Source organism: Microbacterium sp. NPDC090281 (assembly GCF_044769635.1).
Classification (GTDB): domain Bacteria; phylum Actinomycetota; class Actinomycetes; order Actinomycetales; family Microbacteriaceae; genus Microbacterium.
Genome location: NZ_JBIVYH010000001.1, coordinates 608,412 through 625,803, shown reverse-complemented (window position 1 = coordinate 625,803; position 17,392 = coordinate 608,412). Strand labels below are relative to the sequence as shown.

At 67.8% G+C, this 17,392-nt stretch carries 17 protein-coding genes; 5 read left to right on the top strand and 12 right to left on the bottom strand.

All coding sequences use genetic code 11. From position 1 onward, the window contains the following. Positions 1 to 4: 4 nt before the first annotated feature. From ACIQTX_RS03040 to ACIQTX_RS03020, 5 genes are read right to left on the bottom strand one after another with little or no spacing between them, the layout of a single operon-like run. Complete coding sequence (locus ACIQTX_RS03040) at positions 5 to 877, bottom strand: carbohydrate ABC transporter permease (protein WP_402968708.1); 873 nt, start codon at positions 875 to 877, stop codon at positions 5 to 7. Then, the gene (locus ACIQTX_RS03035) at positions 867 to 1,826 is read right to left on the bottom strand and encodes a carbohydrate ABC transporter permease (RefSeq protein WP_402968705.1); all 960 of its coding nucleotides are present in this window, start codon (positions 1,824 to 1,826) and stop codon (positions 867 to 869) included. Before ACIQTX_RS03035 ends, ACIQTX_RS03040 begins: the two co-directional genes overlap by 11 nt. A 1-nt stretch (position 1,827) precedes the next feature. Beyond that, positions 1,828 to 3,108 carry an ABC transporter substrate-binding protein gene (locus ACIQTX_RS03030; RefSeq protein WP_402968702.1) on the bottom strand — a complete coding sequence of 427 codons (1,281 nt, stop codon included), beginning with the start codon at positions 3,106 to 3,108 and terminating at the stop codon, positions 1,828 to 1,830. 13 nt (positions 3,109 to 3,121) lie between these two features. Then, positions 3,122 to 4,714, bottom strand: coding sequence for an FAD-dependent oxidoreductase (locus ACIQTX_RS03025; protein ID WP_402968699.1), 1,593 nt, complete (start codon positions 4,712 to 4,714; stop codon positions 3,122 to 3,124). Beyond that, on the bottom strand, positions 4,711 to 5,751 hold the full coding sequence (locus ACIQTX_RS03020) for a LacI family DNA-binding transcriptional regulator (RefSeq protein WP_402968696.1): 1,041 nt from the start codon (positions 5,749 to 5,751) through the stop codon (positions 4,711 to 4,713). The genes ACIQTX_RS03025 and ACIQTX_RS03020 overlap by 4 nt, the downstream gene beginning before the upstream one ends. Positions 5,752 to 5,915: 164 nt before the next feature. Here ACIQTX_RS03020 and ACIQTX_RS03015 point away from each other — a divergent pair, with 164 nt between their 5' ends. Further along, positions 5,916 to 8,231: a hypothetical protein gene (locus tag ACIQTX_RS03015; protein ID WP_402968693.1), complete on the top strand. Its 2,316-nt coding sequence runs from the start codon at positions 5,916 to 5,918 to the stop codon at positions 8,229 to 8,231. An 8-nt stretch (positions 8,232 to 8,239) separates the two neighbouring features. Here the strand turns inward: ACIQTX_RS03015 and ACIQTX_RS03010 are convergent, their stop codons facing one another. From ACIQTX_RS03010 to ACIQTX_RS02995, 4 genes are read right to left on the bottom strand one after another with little or no spacing between them, the layout of a single operon-like run. Then, on the bottom strand, positions 8,240 to 8,725 hold the full coding sequence (locus ACIQTX_RS03010; RefSeq protein WP_402968690.1) for a hypothetical protein: 486 nt from the start codon (positions 8,723 to 8,725) through the stop codon (positions 8,240 to 8,242). A 47-nt stretch (positions 8,726 to 8,772) separates the two neighbouring features. After that, positions 8,773 to 9,399 carry a DUF1684 domain-containing protein gene (locus ACIQTX_RS03005; RefSeq protein WP_402968687.1) on the bottom strand — a complete coding sequence of 209 codons (627 nt, stop codon included), beginning with the start codon at positions 9,397 to 9,399 and terminating at the stop codon, positions 8,773 to 8,775. Between the two features lie 36 nt (positions 9,400 to 9,435). Further along, positions 9,436 to 10,260: an NAD(P)H-binding protein gene (locus ACIQTX_RS03000; protein WP_402968684.1), complete on the bottom strand. Its 825-nt coding sequence runs from the start codon at positions 10,258 to 10,260 to the stop codon at positions 9,436 to 9,438. 9 nt (positions 10,261 to 10,269) lie between these two features. Beyond that, on the bottom strand, positions 10,270 to 10,731 hold the full coding sequence (locus ACIQTX_RS02995; RefSeq protein ID WP_402968681.1) for a MarR family winged helix-turn-helix transcriptional regulator: 462 nt from the start codon (positions 10,729 to 10,731) through the stop codon (positions 10,270 to 10,272). 115 nt (positions 10,732 to 10,846) lie between these two features. On the opposite strand from ACIQTX_RS02995, the gene ACIQTX_RS02990 reads away from it, so the two are divergent. Together ACIQTX_RS02990 and ACIQTX_RS02985 are read left to right on the top strand one after the other, a co-directional pair. Next, positions 10,847 to 12,058 carry an MFS transporter gene (locus tag ACIQTX_RS02990; protein WP_402968678.1) on the top strand — a complete coding sequence of 404 codons (1,212 nt, stop codon included), beginning with the start codon at positions 10,847 to 10,849 and terminating at the stop codon, positions 12,056 to 12,058. A gap of 34 nt (positions 12,059 to 12,092) precedes the next feature. Further along, positions 12,093 to 13,103 carry an NADP-dependent oxidoreductase gene (locus ACIQTX_RS02985; RefSeq protein ID WP_402968675.1) on the top strand — a complete coding sequence of 337 codons (1,011 nt, stop codon included), beginning with the start codon at positions 12,093 to 12,095 and terminating at the stop codon, positions 13,101 to 13,103. Between the two features lie 73 nt (positions 13,104 to 13,176). Here ACIQTX_RS02985 and ACIQTX_RS02980 read toward each other — a convergent pair whose 3' ends face one another. Further along, positions 13,177 to 13,827, bottom strand: coding sequence for an MIP/aquaporin family protein (locus ACIQTX_RS02980; protein ID WP_402968672.1), 651 nt, complete (start codon positions 13,825 to 13,827; stop codon positions 13,177 to 13,179). 248 nt (positions 13,828 to 14,075) lie between these two features. Between ACIQTX_RS02980 and ACIQTX_RS02975 the strand changes: the two genes are divergently transcribed. Further along, on the top strand, positions 14,076 to 15,461 hold the full coding sequence (locus ACIQTX_RS02975; RefSeq protein WP_402968669.1) for an APC family permease: 1,386 nt from the start codon (positions 14,076 to 14,078) through the stop codon (positions 15,459 to 15,461). Beyond that, the gene (locus ACIQTX_RS02970; RefSeq protein ID WP_402968666.1) at positions 15,448 to 15,681 is read left to right on the top strand and encodes a multidrug transporter; all 234 of its coding nucleotides are present in this window, start codon (positions 15,448 to 15,450) and stop codon (positions 15,679 to 15,681) included. Before ACIQTX_RS02975 ends, ACIQTX_RS02970 begins: the two co-directional genes overlap by 14 nt. A gap of 14 nt (positions 15,682 to 15,695) precedes the next feature. Here the strand turns inward: ACIQTX_RS02970 and ACIQTX_RS02965 are convergent, their stop codons facing one another. Both ACIQTX_RS02965 and ACIQTX_RS02960 read right to left on the bottom strand, forming a co-directional pair. Then, complete coding sequence (locus tag ACIQTX_RS02965) at positions 15,696 to 16,283, bottom strand: isochorismatase family protein (protein WP_402968663.1); 588 nt, start codon at positions 16,281 to 16,283, stop codon at positions 15,696 to 15,698. Positions 16,284 to 16,357: 74 nt separating this feature from the next. Further along, on the bottom strand, positions 16,358 to 17,374 hold the full coding sequence (locus ACIQTX_RS02960; protein WP_105526000.1) for a magnesium and cobalt transport protein CorA: 1,017 nt from the start codon (positions 17,372 to 17,374) through the stop codon (positions 16,358 to 16,360). Positions 17,375 to 17,392 lie beyond the last annotated feature (18 nt).

The following is a 17,392-nucleotide window of genomic DNA, read 5'->3' as shown; positions in this document are numbered from 1 at the left end:
ACCATCAACCCTTCAGCCCCGAGTGTGCGAGCCCTTCGACGAACTGCTTCTGCGCGATGACGAAGACGATCAGCATCGGCACGACCGTCATCGTGGCGGCGGCGAGCTGCGTGTTCCACATCTCACCCCCGTAAGCGTCGGCGTAGCGGGTGAGTGCTTGCGGCAGGGTGAACAGCTCAGGCGAGGTCAGGTAGACGGTCGGTTCGAGGTACAGGTTCCATGAGGCGAGGAAGGTGAGGATCGCGACGGCGGAGAGGGCGGGCTTCGCCAGTGGCATGCTGATCCGCCACCAGATCCCGACTCTGCCCAGCCCATCCAGACGCGCGGCCTCCTCGAGCTCGCCGGGAAGGGCGATGAAGAACTGCCGCATGATGAACGTCGCCAGCACGCAGGGCGCGGCAAGGGCAGTAACGAGGATGAGCGGCCAGTGAGTGTTGACCAGACCTGCCTGCGTGAACATCTGGAACAGCGGCACGATGGTCACCTCGCTCGGCACGAGGAGCCCGACCAGAACGAGGAAGAAGAGCATGTTGCGGCCGCGGAAGCGGATGCGCGCGAACGCGTATCCGGCGAGACTCGACACGAGCATCGCCACCAGCGTGACGACGACCGCGATGTACACGCTGTTGAAGTACTGCCGGGCGAAGGGCTGGAACGTGAAGGCCTCCGCGTATGCGGCGAGTGTCGGCGAATCGGTGAAGATCGTGGGCGGCGACTGGAAGATCTCGTTCAGCGGCTTGAGCGACGAAGCGATCATCCACACCGTCGGGACGACGAACGGGATCGCCAGCACCGACAACGCGACGATCAGGATGACGCGTCGCAGGATGCCACGTCCGCGGCGCTGCTCTCGGGACATGAGGGACTCAGTCTTCATAGAACACCCACTTCTTCCGGAGCTGCCACTGGAGGAGGGTCAGCAGCATCACGAACGTCAGGAGCATGAGCGCGAGCGTCGAGCCGTAGCCGATGTTGTTGAACTCGAATGCCTGCTGGAACACGTAATAGACCAGGACGGTCGTCGACAGACCCGGGCCGCCGCCTGTGAGTACCGCGATCTGCGCGAAGGCCTGCAGCGCTCCGACGATCGTGATGATGGCGGTGAGCAGGACGGTCGGCGAGATGAGGGGGAGAGTGATGCGGAAGAAGACGGCACCGCTGCCCGCGCCATCGATGCGGGCGGCCTCGTGCAGCTCGCGCGGCACTCCCTGGAGCGCGGAGAGGAACAAGACCATGTTGATCCCGACGCTGCGGACGACTTGCGAGACGATCACCGCGACCATGGCGGTATCGCCACTCTGAAGCCAGTTGGGCCCGTCGATGCCGATGACGGAGAGGGCGCCGTTGATGCCGCCGTTGTCCTGCAGCAGGAAGCCCCATACGAGGGTCCAGGCGACCACGGACACGACGACGGGCGAGAAGAACAGGGTCCGGAAGAAGGTGACGCCACGGAAGCGACGGTTGAGCATCACCGCGAGTCCGAGACCCAGCGCGATGTTCAGCACCACGATGCCGCCGGAGAACACCAGCGTCGCGAGGAGCACGGCGGGGAGCTGGGGATCGGTGAGCAGTTCGGCGTAGTTGTCGCCGCCGACGAACTCGAGGCGTCCGCTGAAGATGTTCCAGTCGTTGAGGCTGTACCAGACGGCCAGTCCCACGGGAACAAGGACGAACAGCACGACCCCGATGATCTGCGGCGCGACGAACAGGTAGCCGGCCAGAGCGTCACGGCGCGCGGTCGTCCAGAACCGGCGGCCGGCCGATGGGGGAGCGGGCCGGGAGGCGCCGGGAGGCGCCTCCCGGGTTTCGATGGTCGTGATCGTCATCTCAGTTCGCGAGCACGGGTTGGATGGCCTCGCACACCTGTCCGAGCACGGCCTCGACGTCGGCATCCGCGACCCACATCGCATCGAAGGCCGCTTTGCCCTTCTGCGCGATCTCCGCCGGGTTGGTGTGGTTGGGCAGCGTGACGGCGTTCGGCACCTGGTCGACCACGATGCTCTGGAGCTGGTCCGCCGTGAGCTTGGTGTTGTTCTCCGCGAGCTTCTCCCCCGTGAGCAGAGAGGCGCGGGGCGGCGGGAAGTACTGCGCGAGCAGCGCCGCGTTCTGCGGGTCGGTCAGGTATGCCAGGAAGTCTGTGGCCTCTTGGGTGTGCGTGCTCGAGGAGAGCACACCCACACCGGCCTGGCCGATCACCGAGTACTCGCCGGCGGGGCCGGCGGGCAGCGGGATGACGTCGTAGGCGAACGAGTCGTCCAGCAGTGACGCGCGCGAGACCTGCGCGACGGTGAAGGCGGCATCGCCGGCGAAGAAGTCGGCTGCCGTCCCCGGACCGGGCATCGACTTGTCCACGAACGCGGCGTCGTGGAGGAACTGGAAGGCGTCGACCATCTCCGGGCTGTCGAAGGTGCACTTCGTGCCGTCGTCGGACCATGCCGATGCTCCCCAACCGGTCCAGACCGTGGCGAGGTTGTTCCACGACGAGTAGTCGAAGTCACGGATGACGAATCCTGCCTTGCCGGTCGAGGCATTCACCGCTGCGCCGATCGCCGAGATGTCTTCCCAGGTCGGCTCTCCCGCGGGGAGCGTCTGGCCGGCCTGCGCCAGCAGATCGGTGTTGACGTAGAGGGCGAACGGCGAGTTCGAGAACGGGTAGGCGTACAGCTCGCCGTCCACAGAGAACTCGGCCGTGACGCTCTCGAGCAGGTCGTCGTAGTCCCACCCTTCGGTCGCCTCGAGCTTGTCGGTGAGCGGGACGAGTGCGTCCGCCGCGATGAGGTCTTTCGACAGATCCCCCATCCAGACGAGGTCGGGCGCGTTGCCCCCGGCGATCTGCGTGGTGAGAGTGGTGTTGTAGTCGGCGAAGGGAAGGCTCTCGAAGGTGATCGAGCCGATCTCCGGATGCTCCTCCTTGAAGGAGTCCGCGATCGAGTCGAAGAGGGCGAGCTGGTCTTCGTTCGATGTCCAGACGCTCATCCGCAGGTCGACGCTGCCGGGTGCGGCTTCGGTTTCGACGGGCGCCGGCGGCGAGGCGGCGCAGCCCGCTGCCGCGAGGCCGATCGATGCCGTCAACGCTGCGGCGCTGAACAGCTTCTTTGCTGTGTTCATGTCGTTTCCTTCTCTAATAGCCGATGATCTCGGGCCAATGGATCTCCACGCCGGCCTGGGTGAGCCGGGCCTGGAGCAACGCGGTGAGCGCGGTCTGCGTCGCGACGTCAAGGGGTCGGTGCCCCTCGTCGAGGCAGAACGCGGCGAGCTCGCCCGCCGATTCGCCGATGTTCCACTCGACGGGATGCAGGCGGTAGGCGCCGTTGGTGATGTGGGTGGTGCCGATGTTCTTCGCCGCGGGAAGCAGATTGCGGGTGCGCACGGGGATGAGCGCCCCGAGCGGAATCTCGAACGGTGCACACTCGACATCGATGTAGTTGTCACCGCCCGTCGACGGGTGCAGGTCGATGCGGTACATGCCCACCCCGACCGAGTCGTCGAACACCGCCGGTCCTCCGGAACCACGGACAGCGACGGAGATGTCCTGTTCGACCACGGTGCGCAGCGCGCGGATGCGGCGGGACTCGCGGATGTACGGCGCCTGCGCGAAGCCATCATCGGTGCCGATGACATCGCCGCGCAGCCGGAGTCCCGGCCAACCGAACCCGCCGTCAGGGCGCGGCGCCTCGGTCTGCAGCCAGTAGAAATACGCCAGGGACTGACTCTTGGCCGCTGCCAGGTGCTCCATGCGGTCCGCGGCGTCGATGATCGATCCGCCCACATAGTCGAGCTGGGGCCAGTTGGCCAGCACGATGTCACTGGGAGCGAAGCCGTCGCGGAAGGTCTGGCGGGCGGCGATGCGACGGAACATCCACAGATCGCGGTCGCCCGGGTCGACGCGCGGGTCGCCGGAGCGGTCGATCTCCGGGTTCACCTCGAGCGTGCGCTCCTCCGGTTCGAGGGTGCGGGGGTTCGGGGCGGTGAACGACAGCATCGGGGCGCCCCAGAACGGCAGTTCGAACCGCTTCCACTCGTCGTAGTCGGCCGGGCGGTCGATCGTGTGATCGCCCTCGACGTGATCGAAGATGAAGCACCATGCGATCGACTGCACGTTGCGGGGATCGGCTGTCTCGGCAGCACTCGGCTCGCCCGTCTCGGAGCGCGCCTCCGCACCGACGACATACTCCGTGCCGGTCAGGGGAAGCAGATCCCCCGTCTCGGTCGCGTCCAGCACGAACGCGGCCTCGATGACGGTGCGGACGCCGGAGCGCAGGTTCTCGACGGTGACGCTTCGCACCACGTCGTCGCTGACCGCAGCCTCGACGGGGACCGCCGGCTGGAGCACGACCAGCTGCCCGTTCGAGCGGTAGGGAGCCAGCATCTGGTCGATGACCGACACGGCGACGCGGGGCTCGTGGCACAGCCGACTCACGCGTCCGCGTCCCGGGTTCAGCGTCCGGTCGGCGCGCGCCTCTTCGGAGAGCGGATAGTGGTCGCGGTAGTAGCGCCGGATGCCCTCGCGCAGGGAGCGGTAGCGTGCGGTCACCCCGAACTGCTCCACCCAGATGTGCTCGTCCGGCGGCACGGCCTGCGAGGTGAGCTGCCCCCCGAGCCAGGCGTACTCCTCGGTGAGCACCACTCGATGACCGCGTTCGAGCACAGCGAGGGCCGCGGCGACTCCGCCCAGTCCCCCGCCGATGATGGCGACGTCGGTCGTCAGAGTCACTGCGAGTGCCGTTCGACGAGGGTGGCACCGAATTCGACATCGGCGCTCAGGAGACGCTGAGTGTCAAGGCGCGGCCAGTCCTCCTCGGCGGAGCTCGAGACGAGCTCCTGCAGAAGAGCGAGCGCCTCGACGGCGACCTGCTCGCGGGGGACGTGGAAGCCGGTGAGGGCGTGTTCGCCGACCCGGTGTCCGCGCACTTCGGCAAGGGACGCGACCGAGATGTCGTCCGGCACTCGAAGCCCCGCCTTCGACAGAGCGTGAATCACATCGTCGGCGAGGAAGGAGTCCTCCGCGAACACGACGGTCGCTGAACCGAGGGCGTCGAGGATGGAGGGGAGGTCCGCCTCACGGACGAACTGGAACGGCAGCAGACCATCTGCATCAGCCGCACGGACCGCGCGCATGCGGTCGTCGGCGGCGGGACTCGTGAGGTCGTGGTGCACGTAGACAGCGCGTTCGTGACCGAGGTGTACCGCCCGCTCGATGAGCATGGTGGTCGAGGTGACGTAGTCGAGCCCGACATATGGAACCTTGGCGTCGGTCTCGTTCCGGCGACCGACCGCGACGAAGGGGAACTGCTCGTCGACGAGCCGGGCCAGGTCGTCGCCATCCATCCGCTGGCCCAGCAGGATGCAGCCGTCGGCCAGGCGCAGACGAGTCTTCTTGTGGAACAGACGCCTCGACCCGTCTTCCACTGGGGAGCTGGTGAAGAACAGAAGATCGCAGCCGGCGCGCTCGGCCGCGCGTTCTATGCCGTTCAGGAGGGGACCATAGAAGTCCATGCTCTCCGGGGAGAGTGCCGCTTCGTAGGTGAAGATGCCGATGATCTGGTTGTCGAGCCCGGCGAGCCGGCGGGCAGCGGGATCGGCGACGTACGTGGACTGCTCGATCGCCTGCTTGACGCGCTCACGCGTCGCCTCCGGAATACGCACGCTCGCCCCGTCGCGCTCGTTGAGCACCATCGAAACGGTGCTCTGACTCACCCCGGCGATCTCTGCGATCTCGCGTTGCGTCACCTTGCGTGGCTTCGATGCCATCCTGACTCCTGACCCAGTGATAATTCGTATTTGCAGGACGCTAATACGTATCTGCAATTTATGCAAATTCTCTTGACAGGCGACGTAGCCACTCCTCAGGATGGGAAAACCCGAATCTGCTCATACGCATCAGCAGATTCTTCTCCCCGACAGCAGGAGTGACGATGAAGTCATCAGCAGCGCCCCGAACGCCCGGACTCAGCCGCCGCGGATTCCTCAAGGCCACGATCGTGGCCGGGGTCGTCCTCGTCGCCGAAGCGAGTCCCGTGACAGCCCACGCTGCCGCCGGCGACGTCACCCTCTCCGCGACGGGCATCAGCGTGCTGGCGAGTGTCGGCGGCCGCATCGCGATCCGCGACGCAGCCGGCACGATCCGCTCGCAGGGCTCACGGTTCCAAGTGAAGGATCGCGTCACCGGCATCCACGTCTCAACCGGGGGCACACCGAGCCTGGTCACCGCCCCCGACGGCTCCCCGGCGATCCGCATGGACTACACGTTCGACACCGCAGCGGGCCCCACGGTCGTCGTCGGGATGGTCACCCTCTCGACCAACCATGCCCACCTCGAATGGGAGGTGCAGGGCGCTTCGACGCTCGTGCCGGACGGATTCCTCTTCAGCCGTGCGATCCTCTCCGCCACTGCTCCCGACGACTACGTCGCCGTCACCGAGTGGGTACGGGACGACCGCGGCGGCATCCCCTTCGAAGAGGCAGCAGGCATCGCCCACGTGTCGACGTGGGGCACGCTGCACGGCATGTTCCTCCTCGAGCGCTCCCGCCAGGCATGGACCAACACCACCTGGATCCACTCCCCCGGAACCGCGTTGGCGGCAGGCGGCTACCTCAGCGAAGCCGACTTCTTCTTCAGCGAGACCCGCCCGTCCGCGACGGCGACGATCGGCCGCGGCGACGAACTCGGCATCGAACTGCGCACCGATCAGGCGTTCAACATCTGGCAAGGCGGTCAGACCGCGACCGTGACGGCGCTCGTCGCCAACGGCGCGGGCACGCCGAAGAACGTCGAGCTCTCCTGGTGGGTGCGAGACTTCAACGGCGCGCAGCTCGCCGCCAGCACCGTGACCGTGCCGGTCGCCGCCACGGCGACGGCCGAGCACACGTTCACACTCACCATCCCCGCTCAGGGAATCTCGCTGGCCGAGGTGACCGCGAGCGTCGGCGCCGACGCCGCGTTCGCCCGCACAACCCTCGCCGCGCTGCCTCCGCGCACGCTGGATCCAAGCGCGGCGAGCATGTTCGGCATGGCGAACTACCCCTGGCTGCAGCGCCCCTCCGCATCAGCCGTCCTCGATCTCTGGCAGCGCGTCGGCGTGAGCCGAGTACGAATCTCGTACGCGGGAGGCCCGGGCGTCCCGCCGTCCGACTTCGATGCACGGGGCATGCTCCATAACATCGAGCTGCAGCCGGACATGAACGCCACCGACATCGAAGCCGCTGACTGGGCTGCCGCCAACGTCACGACCGCGATCACCGCAGGAGCGGAGTACTTCGAGGTCGGCAACGAGCTGAACCGCCCCTTCAACACCGGTGATGCCGCCCAGGCATACATCGATGTGGCGCTCCGACCCGTCGTCGACCGTGTCACCGCAGTGGGGTCGACCATCAAGATCATGAACAACGGCCTCGCCGGCATGGACAAGCCCTGGGTGGAGAAGTTCATCGCCGGCGGGGGCTGGGACCTCATCGACGCGTTCGCCTATCACCCTGGCCGCGGCAACTTCACCCCCGACTACGTCCCGGACGGAGACGACTGGGAGGAGGGCAGCACCGGGAACTACTGGAACTTCTACGGCGGTCTCACCCAGTTGAAAGCCCTGATGGAGGTGCATGGCGAGAAGGAGATCTGGCTCACCGAAGCGTATGCGTGCACACGTCCGAACGGATGGTGGAACGACACCTACCGGCATGCGGCCGAGAACGTGTTCCTCACACTCGCGCTCGCGAAGGCCGAGGGTATCCGAAACGTCTGCTGGTACCAGTTCCACGACAGTGTGCTCGGAAATCCGCAGGTCGCCGACCCGCAGAACGTCGAGTACCACTTCGGGCTCATGAACAGAGACCTCAGCGCGAAACCCTCCCTCCTCGCATACGCCCATGCGGCGAAGACCCTCGATGCCGCCTCGTTCCTCGGCTGGGTCGACTTCGGTGACACGACCTCGAGGGGACTGCTGTTCGACACCCCCTCAGGACAGGCCGCCGTGTTGTGGAGCCGCGCCGACGGCTACCTCCTCAACACCGATCACGACCCCGCAGACTGGCACTTCGCCGCCCCGGAGGTGTGGGTCGACCCCTGGCCGACGAAGACGCATCACCCGCTGCCGGCCTCCGGCACCACGGCATTCCAGCTCGACACCATCGGCCAGCACACCGAACTCCCGGTCGTCGCCGGAATCGTCGACGTCATGATCGACGGGGCGCCGCGCGTCTTCTACGGGCTGGATCTCACCATCGCGGAGAAATGACCGAGGATCTACTCCGCAGAGCCCTCGCTCTCCAGCATCCGCGCCGTCATCTTCATCCGCACCACCGTGTACAGCAACGACAGCAGACCGGCGGCGATCGCCAGGGCCACGAACGCCGCGAAGCCCCACCCGAGGAGCTCCGTCAGCTCCCACGTCTCCTTCAACGCGAACATCGAGGCGCCGGTGCCGACGATGAACCAGCCGGTCGCCTTGTTCATGAAGCCGATCACCTCGACGCGCTGATCCGACGTCAGCGCCGCCATGACCCGGGACTGGTAGTCGCCATCTCTTCGCCGATGCATGATGTACGCGACCGGCGGCAGCAACCACCACCACGGGCTCACGGGGCTCGGCCGGGGAACCGCTCTCGCCGTCGTCTCGAACCCGGCGCGCACGAACCGTCGTTCGCCGAGCTCCAGTGCTGCCTGATAGATCGGTCCCGCGAAGAGCAACCAGGCGCCGAGGCTCCCGAGTGCCACCATGAAGATCTCCATGCTCGGATTCTTCCAGCAGCGCCGCTCAAGGCCGAGGGATGCTCGGATCAGACCCCGTACATCTCCCCCACCGGAACCACGACCGGAAGCACGTTCCCGGGCTGCGCGAGCGGACACGCCCACGCCGGATCGTAGGCGCACGAGGGGTTGTAGGCGAAGTTGAAGTCGAGCACGATCGTGCCGCGCTCGGAGTCGGAGCCGAGGTCGGCGCCCTTGACCGTGTCGATCAGGTAGCGACCGCCGCCGTAGGTGCCACCGGGGCGACCGGCCAGCGCATCGCGGACCGGGATGAAGAGTCCTCCGCCATAGGACTTCAGGCGCCAGACGTCGAGCGAACCGGCATCCGGGATCTCGACCTTGCCGATCCGCTCGAAGGGCACGATGCCGTCGGTTCCGGTGGCGAACTCGAATCCACCGGGCTCGGCCGGCAGGATCGGCAGCTCGAACCGCCAGGCAGGATCGTATGACGCGATCGGCAGACCCTCGAACAGCGCCCGGTCCTCCGGCAGCAAAGGGGTGGCCGGATGCCGGAGCATCAGGTCATCGCGCTCGATCCGCCAGAGCTCGTGGGCCTCCTCAGGGGAGTCGGCGATCCGCACGGCGTCATACAGGGCGAAGACGCGACGCCGCCAGTCGACGACTTCGACGGCCGTGCGTGCAGGTGTGATCGACATGGCCCCAGGCTACGCGGCAGCGCAGACCTCGGCCTCTCAGCCCGCGGCGCTGCCCGCGATCATGTCCGCGTACCCCTCGCGGTACGTCGGATAGTCGAGGCTCCCGAGCACGGACCGCAGCAACGCCCCGTCGTACACGAACCCGCCGGGGTTTCCGGATGCGGAATCCGGAGGCACCTCCGCGCCGAGTTCGCCGGCGATGAACCGGACGACCTCTCCCAGCGGCGCAGGGCCCGCGTCGACGGCGTGCAGCAGCCGCGGTGGAGAGACATCCCGCAGCATCAGATCGAGCGTGCGCACCAGGTCGGTCTCGTGGATCCGGTTCGTGCGTCGTGCGTGTTCGACGGCAGCTCCCTCGCGCACCTTCCGCAGCAGGAACTCGCGGCCGGGTCCGTAGATGCCCGCCGGTCGCACGATCACCGCGTCGAAGAGCTCGATCGCCGCCCGCTCGCCGTCTCGAAGCCCCAGCGAGCGCTCGGTCGTCGGCACCGGTTCTTCGCGCTCGGTGATCGGATGCGGGGAGCCCGGCCCGTCGAAGACACCGGTCGACGACACGAACACGGTGCGGGCGGGGATCGCCGGAAGGGCAGCGGCGAGGTGCGTCAGAGCCGTGCGGTACGCCGACGGGGAGTCACCGGGCGGGAGCGTGACGAGCATCGCATCGACCTCGGGAAGCAGTGTCGTCAACGGCGCCGAGAGATCCCCGCGAACAGCAGTGATGCCCACGGGCAGGAAGCTGTCGCTGCGCCTCAACGCGACGACATCGCCGCCGCGTTCGACGAGCTGCGGCGCGAGGCGAGCAGCGAGCTTGCCGTAGCCGACGAGGAGTGTGCGTCGCGATGTCGACGAGGAAGCGGACATCCGTCAGGATCAGCCTGCGGCGAGCGCCGGCAGCGCCACGCCATGCAGCGCGTCGACCACGGGGGCAAGCTCCGGCTGCGCCGCGGCGTCTTCGAGAACCTGCTCGAGGGCGGCATCGTGGATCGGCCGCGCACGTTCGTAGAGCTCTCGGCCCGCGGGGGTGAGCTCGGTGTAGATGCCGCGGCGATCGTCGGCGCACAGGATGCGGGTGAGGAGTCCGCGGTCTTCCAGACGGTTGACCAGGCGGGTCGTGGCGCTGGGGCTGAGAGCTGCGGCACGGGCGAGCTGCTGCATGCGCATGTGCCAGCCGTCCTGCCGGTCGAGCGCATCGAGCACGGTGTACTCGACCACGGAGAGCGAGGCCGCTTCGGCCAGGCTGCGCTCGAGAGCGGTCTCGATCAGGCCGTGCAGCGCGGCGAGCGTTCGCCACCCCTGCGCGCGCACCTCGACCGCGTCGTCACCGATACCCATGGCCATCCTCCGAAATAGTTGCTTGCGCTGAATACTTGCGTGTGCAATCATTATGCTTCGACGCGCAATATGCGGCGTCTGCAAGTATCCCCACCAATGTACCAGGAGAATCGTCATGCCTCTAGGACTGATCGCCCTCGCCATCGGGGCGTTCGGCATCGGACTCACCGAGTTCGTCATCATGGGCCTGCTGCCCGAGGTCGCCCACGACTTCGGCGTCACCGAGTCGGCCGCGGGCTGGCTCATCTCCGGCTATGCGCTGGCCGTCGTCGTCGGCGCGCTCGTGCTCACCGCCGCGGCCACCCGGCTGCCCAAGAAGCCCGTGCTGCTGGGCCTCATCGTGCTGTTCATCATCGGCAACGTGCTCACCGCCCTCGCCGACGACTACGGCACAGCGATGCTCGGCCGCATCATCGCCGCGCTCTGCCACGGCGCGTTCTTCGGCATCGGCTCGGTCGTCGCTGCGGGCCTCGTCGCCCCGGAGAAGAAGGCCGGCGCGATCGCGATCATGTTCACCGGCCTCACCGCCGCGAACGTCTTCGGAGTGCCGTTCGGCACCTTCCTCGGTCAGGAGCTGGGCTGGCGATCGACGTTCTGGGCCATCTCCGGCATCGGCGTGCTGGCCTTCATCGGCATCGCCGCACTCGTCCCACGCCTCCCCCGCCCCACCGCACAGGTCAGCCTCCGCACCGAACTCGCCGCGTTCCGCTCCGGCCAGGTGTGGTTCTCGCTCGTCGTCACGATCCTCGCGTTCGGTGGCATGTTCGGCGCCTTCACCTACATCGCATACACGCTCACCGAGGTGAGCGGCTTCGCGACCTCCGCCGTGCCGTGGCTGCTCGTGCTGTTCGGGGCCGGCCTCGTGCTCGGCAACTGGCTCGGCGGACGCCTCGCCGACCGCGCGATCGACCGCACCCTGGTCATCTTCATCGCCGCTCTCGTGGTCGTGCTCGCTCTGTTCGCCGTGTCAGCGCAGTCGGGGATCGCCACGATCATCGCGCTGTTCCTGATGGGAGGGTTCGGCTTCGGCACGGTACCCGGCCTGCAGAGCCGCGTCATGCAGTACGCGGGCGGAGCGCCCACTCTCGCGTCCGGTGCCAACATCGGCGCGTTCAACATCGGCAACGCGCTCGGCGCCTGGGCGGGCGGAGTCGGCATCTCGGCCGGTCTCGGCTACACCTCGCCGATCTGGATGGGGGCGATCCTCACCGGCGTCGCACTGGTCGTGATGGTCGTGGCTGCGGCGCGTGCTCGTGCCGCCGGATCGCGGGATGCACAGCCACCGGCCACGGAGCCGACGCCGACCGCGTCGGTCCCCATCGGCTGACCTCAGCGCCTTCTCCGCCTCCTAGGCTGGCCCCATGACACCCGAATCGGCGGACACCGCGTCTCGACGCGTCGTGTTCCGCCGATTCGGCGGTCCGGAGGTGCTCGAGATCGAACGTCGCGCGGTCCCGCAGCCGGCCGACCGCGAAGTGCTCGTGCGGGTCGCCGCAGCGGGCGTGAACCCGGTGGACTGGAAGCTGTTCAGCGGACAGCCGATGCACGACCCCTACGAGCGAAGCCTGCCCTCCGGCAACGGCTACGACTTCTCCGGCACGATCGAGAGCCTGGGCGGCGGCGTGCACGGCCGGCAGATCGGCGTGCACGGCTGGCGAGTCGGCGACCGCGTCTTCGGCGGACTTCGGTACCACGCACAGGCCGACCACCTCGTGATCGACCCCACAGCGCTGGTACGGGTTCCGGACGGACTCTCCCTCGTCGAAGCGGGTGCCCTCAACGTCACCGGCCGCACGGCGGTCGCGAGCGTGGAGTCGCAGAAGATCGCTGCGGGCGATGTCGTGCTCGTCAGCGGCGCGGCCGGCGGCGTCGGCATCCTCACCGCCCAGCTCTGCGTGCTGCGGGGAGCGCGCGTGCTCGGCACGGCGGGCCCGAGCAACCACGCCCTGCTGCGTCGCCTCGGCATCGAGCCGCTCCTCTACGGAGACCTGCTCGCCGACCGGCTCAGGGCAGCCGTGCCCGAGGGGCTCACGGCCGTGCTCGACACGGTCGGCCACGGCACGGTCGACCTGGCACTCGCTCTCGACGTTCCCGCCGACCGGATCAACACGATCGCCGACTACGACGCCCGTGCGCGGTATCCGATCCGCGGCGTGGGTGGCGCCGACGCGGGCGCGCACGAACTCGCGATGATCGCGCAGCTGATCGCGGATGGTCGCATCGAGCTGCCGATCGATTCGGTGCACCCGCTCGATGACGTGCGGGAGGCGTACGCGCGGTCGATCTCCGGCCATGCGACCGGGAAGATCGTGCTGACCACAGCATCCGACTCCCCGCCCCGAGACGGATCCGGCTCCGGAAGCCGCCCCTGACGCCACCACCCCGCGAACGCAGAAGCGCCGCACCCTCCGGAGAGGATGCGGCGCTTCGTGGGTGCGGCGAAGGTTACTCCGCGGCAGCGATCTTCTTGGCGTCGTCCGTGTTGAGCACGCGGAACAGGATCGCCGCGATCACAGCGCCGACCACCGGGGCGACGATGTAGAGCCACAGCGAGCTCCACGCGAAGTGGCCGCTGACCGAGAGGCCGAGCGCGACGGCCGGGTTGAAGCCGCCACCCGAGATCGAGCCGACCGTTGCCGCACCGACGAAAACGGTCGCACCGATCGCGAGACCGTAGAACGAGTTGCCCGCGGTGTCCTTCGACGTGGCGGTGTTGAGCACGACCCACACCAGGATCAGCGTGAAGAGCGCCTCGACGAGGAAGGCCGGGCCGACCTCGATGACCATGGCTTCCTCGCCGACAGGCCATACGGCCATGCTGACGAGCGCGGCCACGGCACCACCGACGAACTGGGCGATGAGGTAGGCGATGAAGTCGGCGACGCTGAGGCCGCCGCGCAGGAACACACCGACCGAGACGGCCGGGTTGAGGTGGGCGCCCGAGATGTGACCCGTCGAGAACACGAGCACCATCAGGGTGAAGCCGATCGCGAGCGGGGTCAGCGGGCTGCCGCTGTTCACCGCCGCGATGATCGCGAGGACGAAGAGGAAGGTGGCGATCGCTTCTGCGAGCGCCTTGCGTGCCGTACCAGTCATGAGAGAGCCCTTTGTCTTGGGGATTCGGTAGAGAGGAAGCCACCCGTTTGCCCGCGCACCCCGGCCGACGCACCCCTCGTGCGGCACCGACGCTATCGCTGCACCTGCCGGAATATCGGGAGCCGCGCGGACTTTCTGTGAATTCGCTGAACTTGCGCGCGAGCGGCGATCGCAATGGCCGACGCCTGACCGCTCCCGGCGATGTCAACCCCGTGGCCCATGCTCCCGCGCACCCGTACCTTTCGAGGATGACCACCGAGACCGCGCCAGCCGCCGAGACCTCCACCCGGTTGCGCAGGGCGATCACCGGTCCACTCCTGTTCGCATTCATCCTCGGCGACGTGCTGGGTGCCGGCATCTACGCGCTGATGGGTGTGCTGTCGGCGAAGGTCGGCGGGATGCTGTGGGCACCGCTGCTCCTCGCCCTGTTGCTCGCCCTGCTCACCGCCGGCTCCTACGCAGAGCTCGTGACGAAGTATCCACGCGCCGGAGGGGCCGCCGTCTTCGCGGAGCGCGCGTTCCACAGTCCGCTGGTCTCGTTCCTGGTGGGCTTCAGCATGCTGGCCGCGGGCGTGACCAGCGCGGCCGGGCTGGCCATCGCGTTCGCGGGCGACTACCTGGGCACCTTCCTCGACCTGCCCACCATCCCGGTCGCGATCGCCTTCCTCGCCCTCGTCGGCCTGCTGAACGCCCGCGGCATCCGCGAGTCGATGGGTGCGAATCTCGTGATGACCGCGATCGAACTCAGCGGCCTGGTCATCGTCGTCGCCGTGGTCGCGATCTTCGTCGGTGGTGGAGGCGGTGACATCTCCCGTGTCACCGAAGCGCCGGAGGGGACGAGCGTCGCCGTCGCCGTGTTGTCCGGCGCGGTCATCGCCTACTACTCCTTCGTGGGGTTCGAGACCTCGGCGAACATGATCGAAGAGGTCAAGGATCCGCGGCGCACCTACCCCCGCGCGCTCTTCGGAGCCCTGTTCACCGCCGGTGCGGTCTACGTCCTGGTGGGCCTGGCGAGCTCGATCGCGCTCCCGCCCGCCGCCCTGCAGGAATCGAGCGGTCCGCTGCTCGCGGTCGTCGAGGCCACCGGTGTCAGCATCCCCTCGTGGCTGTTCAGCCTCATCGCACTCGTCGCCGTCGCCAACGGCGCCCTCCTCACGATGATCATGGTCAGCCGGCTGACCTACGGCATGGCCGAGCAGGGCCTGCTGCCCCGAGCCCTCGGCCGCGTGCTCCCGAAGCGGAAGACCCCGTGGGTCGCGATCCTCACCACCACCCTCGTGGCGATGGGTCTGACGCTGGTCGGCGATCTGGCGACCCTCGCCGAGACGGTCGTGCTGCTGCTGCTCGTCGTCTTCCTCAGCGTCAACGTGTCGGTGCTGGTGCTGCGCCGAGACCGCGTCGAGAACGAGCACTTCCGCGTGTGGACCTTCGTCCCCGTGCTCGGCATCGGCTCCTGCATCCTGCTGCTCACCCAGCAGCGTCCGGCCGTCTGGCTCTTCGGCGGGATCCTGCTCGCCGTCGGCGGCGCGTTGTATGTGCTGGCGCGGTGGGGTCGGAAGCACGCCGCGAAGAAGAACACCCATCCCGACGGCAAACCCGTCGACAACCAGGAGGACACCCATGAGCACGCCTGAGCACACGTCGGATGACGAGATGACGAGCGCCGAGAAGCGACACGACCAGCTGACCGCCGCACCGGATGCCACCGAGGCCGACGCCGCACCCCGCATCGAGGTCAGCGAGCACGACGGCAACACCCGCATCGACATCGCTGCGGAAGCGCCGGTGCGTCCGGGACCCGGCCCGGGCATGCCCGAGGCCGACTCCGAGACCGATCCCGAGACCGAAGACTAACGCGCCGGTCGGGCTCAGAGCGAGACGGGTGCTTCCGCCGCGCCGACGCGTTCCCTCGTACTCGAGATCGTCGCGAACCCTCTGGCGGAGAGGATACTCTCGGTGCGGCGCATGATGTCCTCCCCCGACACGGCGGTCAGCCCGTCCGCCGCCGGGATCGCCGATGTCGTGGTGGCATCCGTGATGAACTCCACGTCGAAACCCAGGTCGGCAGCGACTCGCGTCGTCGTCTCGCAGCACTGCTCGGTGCGGATGCCGCAGACCACGAGTCGACGGATGCCGTCGCGCTGCAGCCGTTCCTGGAGGTCGGTCGAGGTGAAGGCGTTGATGGTCGTCTTCGTGAGCGCCTGCTCCGACGCCAGAGGAGCCAGTTCGGCGATCACGCGCACGAATCCGTTGACCGGGTCGAACACACCACCGGTGCCCGGCTCGGAGTGCGTGATCCAGATCACCCGGTCTCCCACCTCGCGCGCATGCGCCACGAGGAGCGCGATGTTGTCGAGTACCGCAGGATTCGCGGTGCTCGCCCAGTCGTCGACGCGCTGGCGGAACGACTCCTGCGCATCGATGACGAGCAGGGCGGCGGCGGAGTGAGCGTTCATCCGCTCATCGTCGCCGCCGCGGCCAGCCGAGGCAAGGTGTCGAACGGCCGACGACCGCACGATTCCGGACAGTCCTAGAGCCAGCCCTTGCGCTTGAACGCCGCGTACAGGCCGAAGCCCAGCGCGATCATCATGCCGACCGCCATGGGATAGCCGAGCAGCCAGTGCAGCTCCGGCATGTGGTCGAAGTTCATGCCGTAGATGGTGCCGACGAGCGTCGGGGCGAACAGGATCGCCGCCCATCCCGAGATCTTCTTGACCTCGTCGTTCTGGCGGATGCTGAGTTCGGTCATCCGCCGCATCTCTTCGTTCTGGCGGCGCGCGACGATCGTCGACTCGACCGTGAGGGCGTTGTCGAGCACGGTGCGGAAGGTCGTCGCCCGATCGCTCACGCGCAGGGTGTGATCGAGCACGTCGCGGAGGTACCGCAGCAGCTCGTCGCTCACTTTGTACTTGTCCGAGCCCCGCAGCAGGGCCTCCAGCATTCCCGACAGCGGCTGCGTGGCCCGCTGGAAGTCGATGACCTCGCGGCCCAGGTCGTAGATGCGCTGCGTGGCGTCGGCGTCCTCTTCGAACAGCTGGCTCTCGATCTCGTCGATGTCGTTCTCGAGACCTGCGAGGACGGGCGTGTACTCGTCGACGACCTCGTCGAGGATGGCGTACAGCACCGCCTCGGGCCCATGGGCGAGGAGTGCGGGATCCCCCTCCAGCCGCCGACGCACCCGACCGAGGTCGGGGGACTCCGCATGTCTGATCGTCACCACGAAGTCGGGACCGACGAGCACATGCACCTCGCCGAACTCGACCTCTTCGACGTCGTCGAGATAGCGGGCCGGCCTCAGCACCATGAAGAGCACATCGCCGTAGCGTTCGAGCTTGGCGCGCTGATGGCCTGCGAGAGCGTCCTCCACGACGAGCGCGTGGATGCCGAACTCGTCAGCGACCTCGCGGATCTCTTCTTCGCTCGGACGGTAGAGGCCGATCCACCCCATGCCGCCGCGCTCCCGCATGCGCTCGAACGTCTCGCTGAGGGTCACCGGGTTCTCGGTGCGGACGCCGTCCACGTAGATCGCATTGTCGATGATCGCCATCGTCGCCCCTTCGCTCGG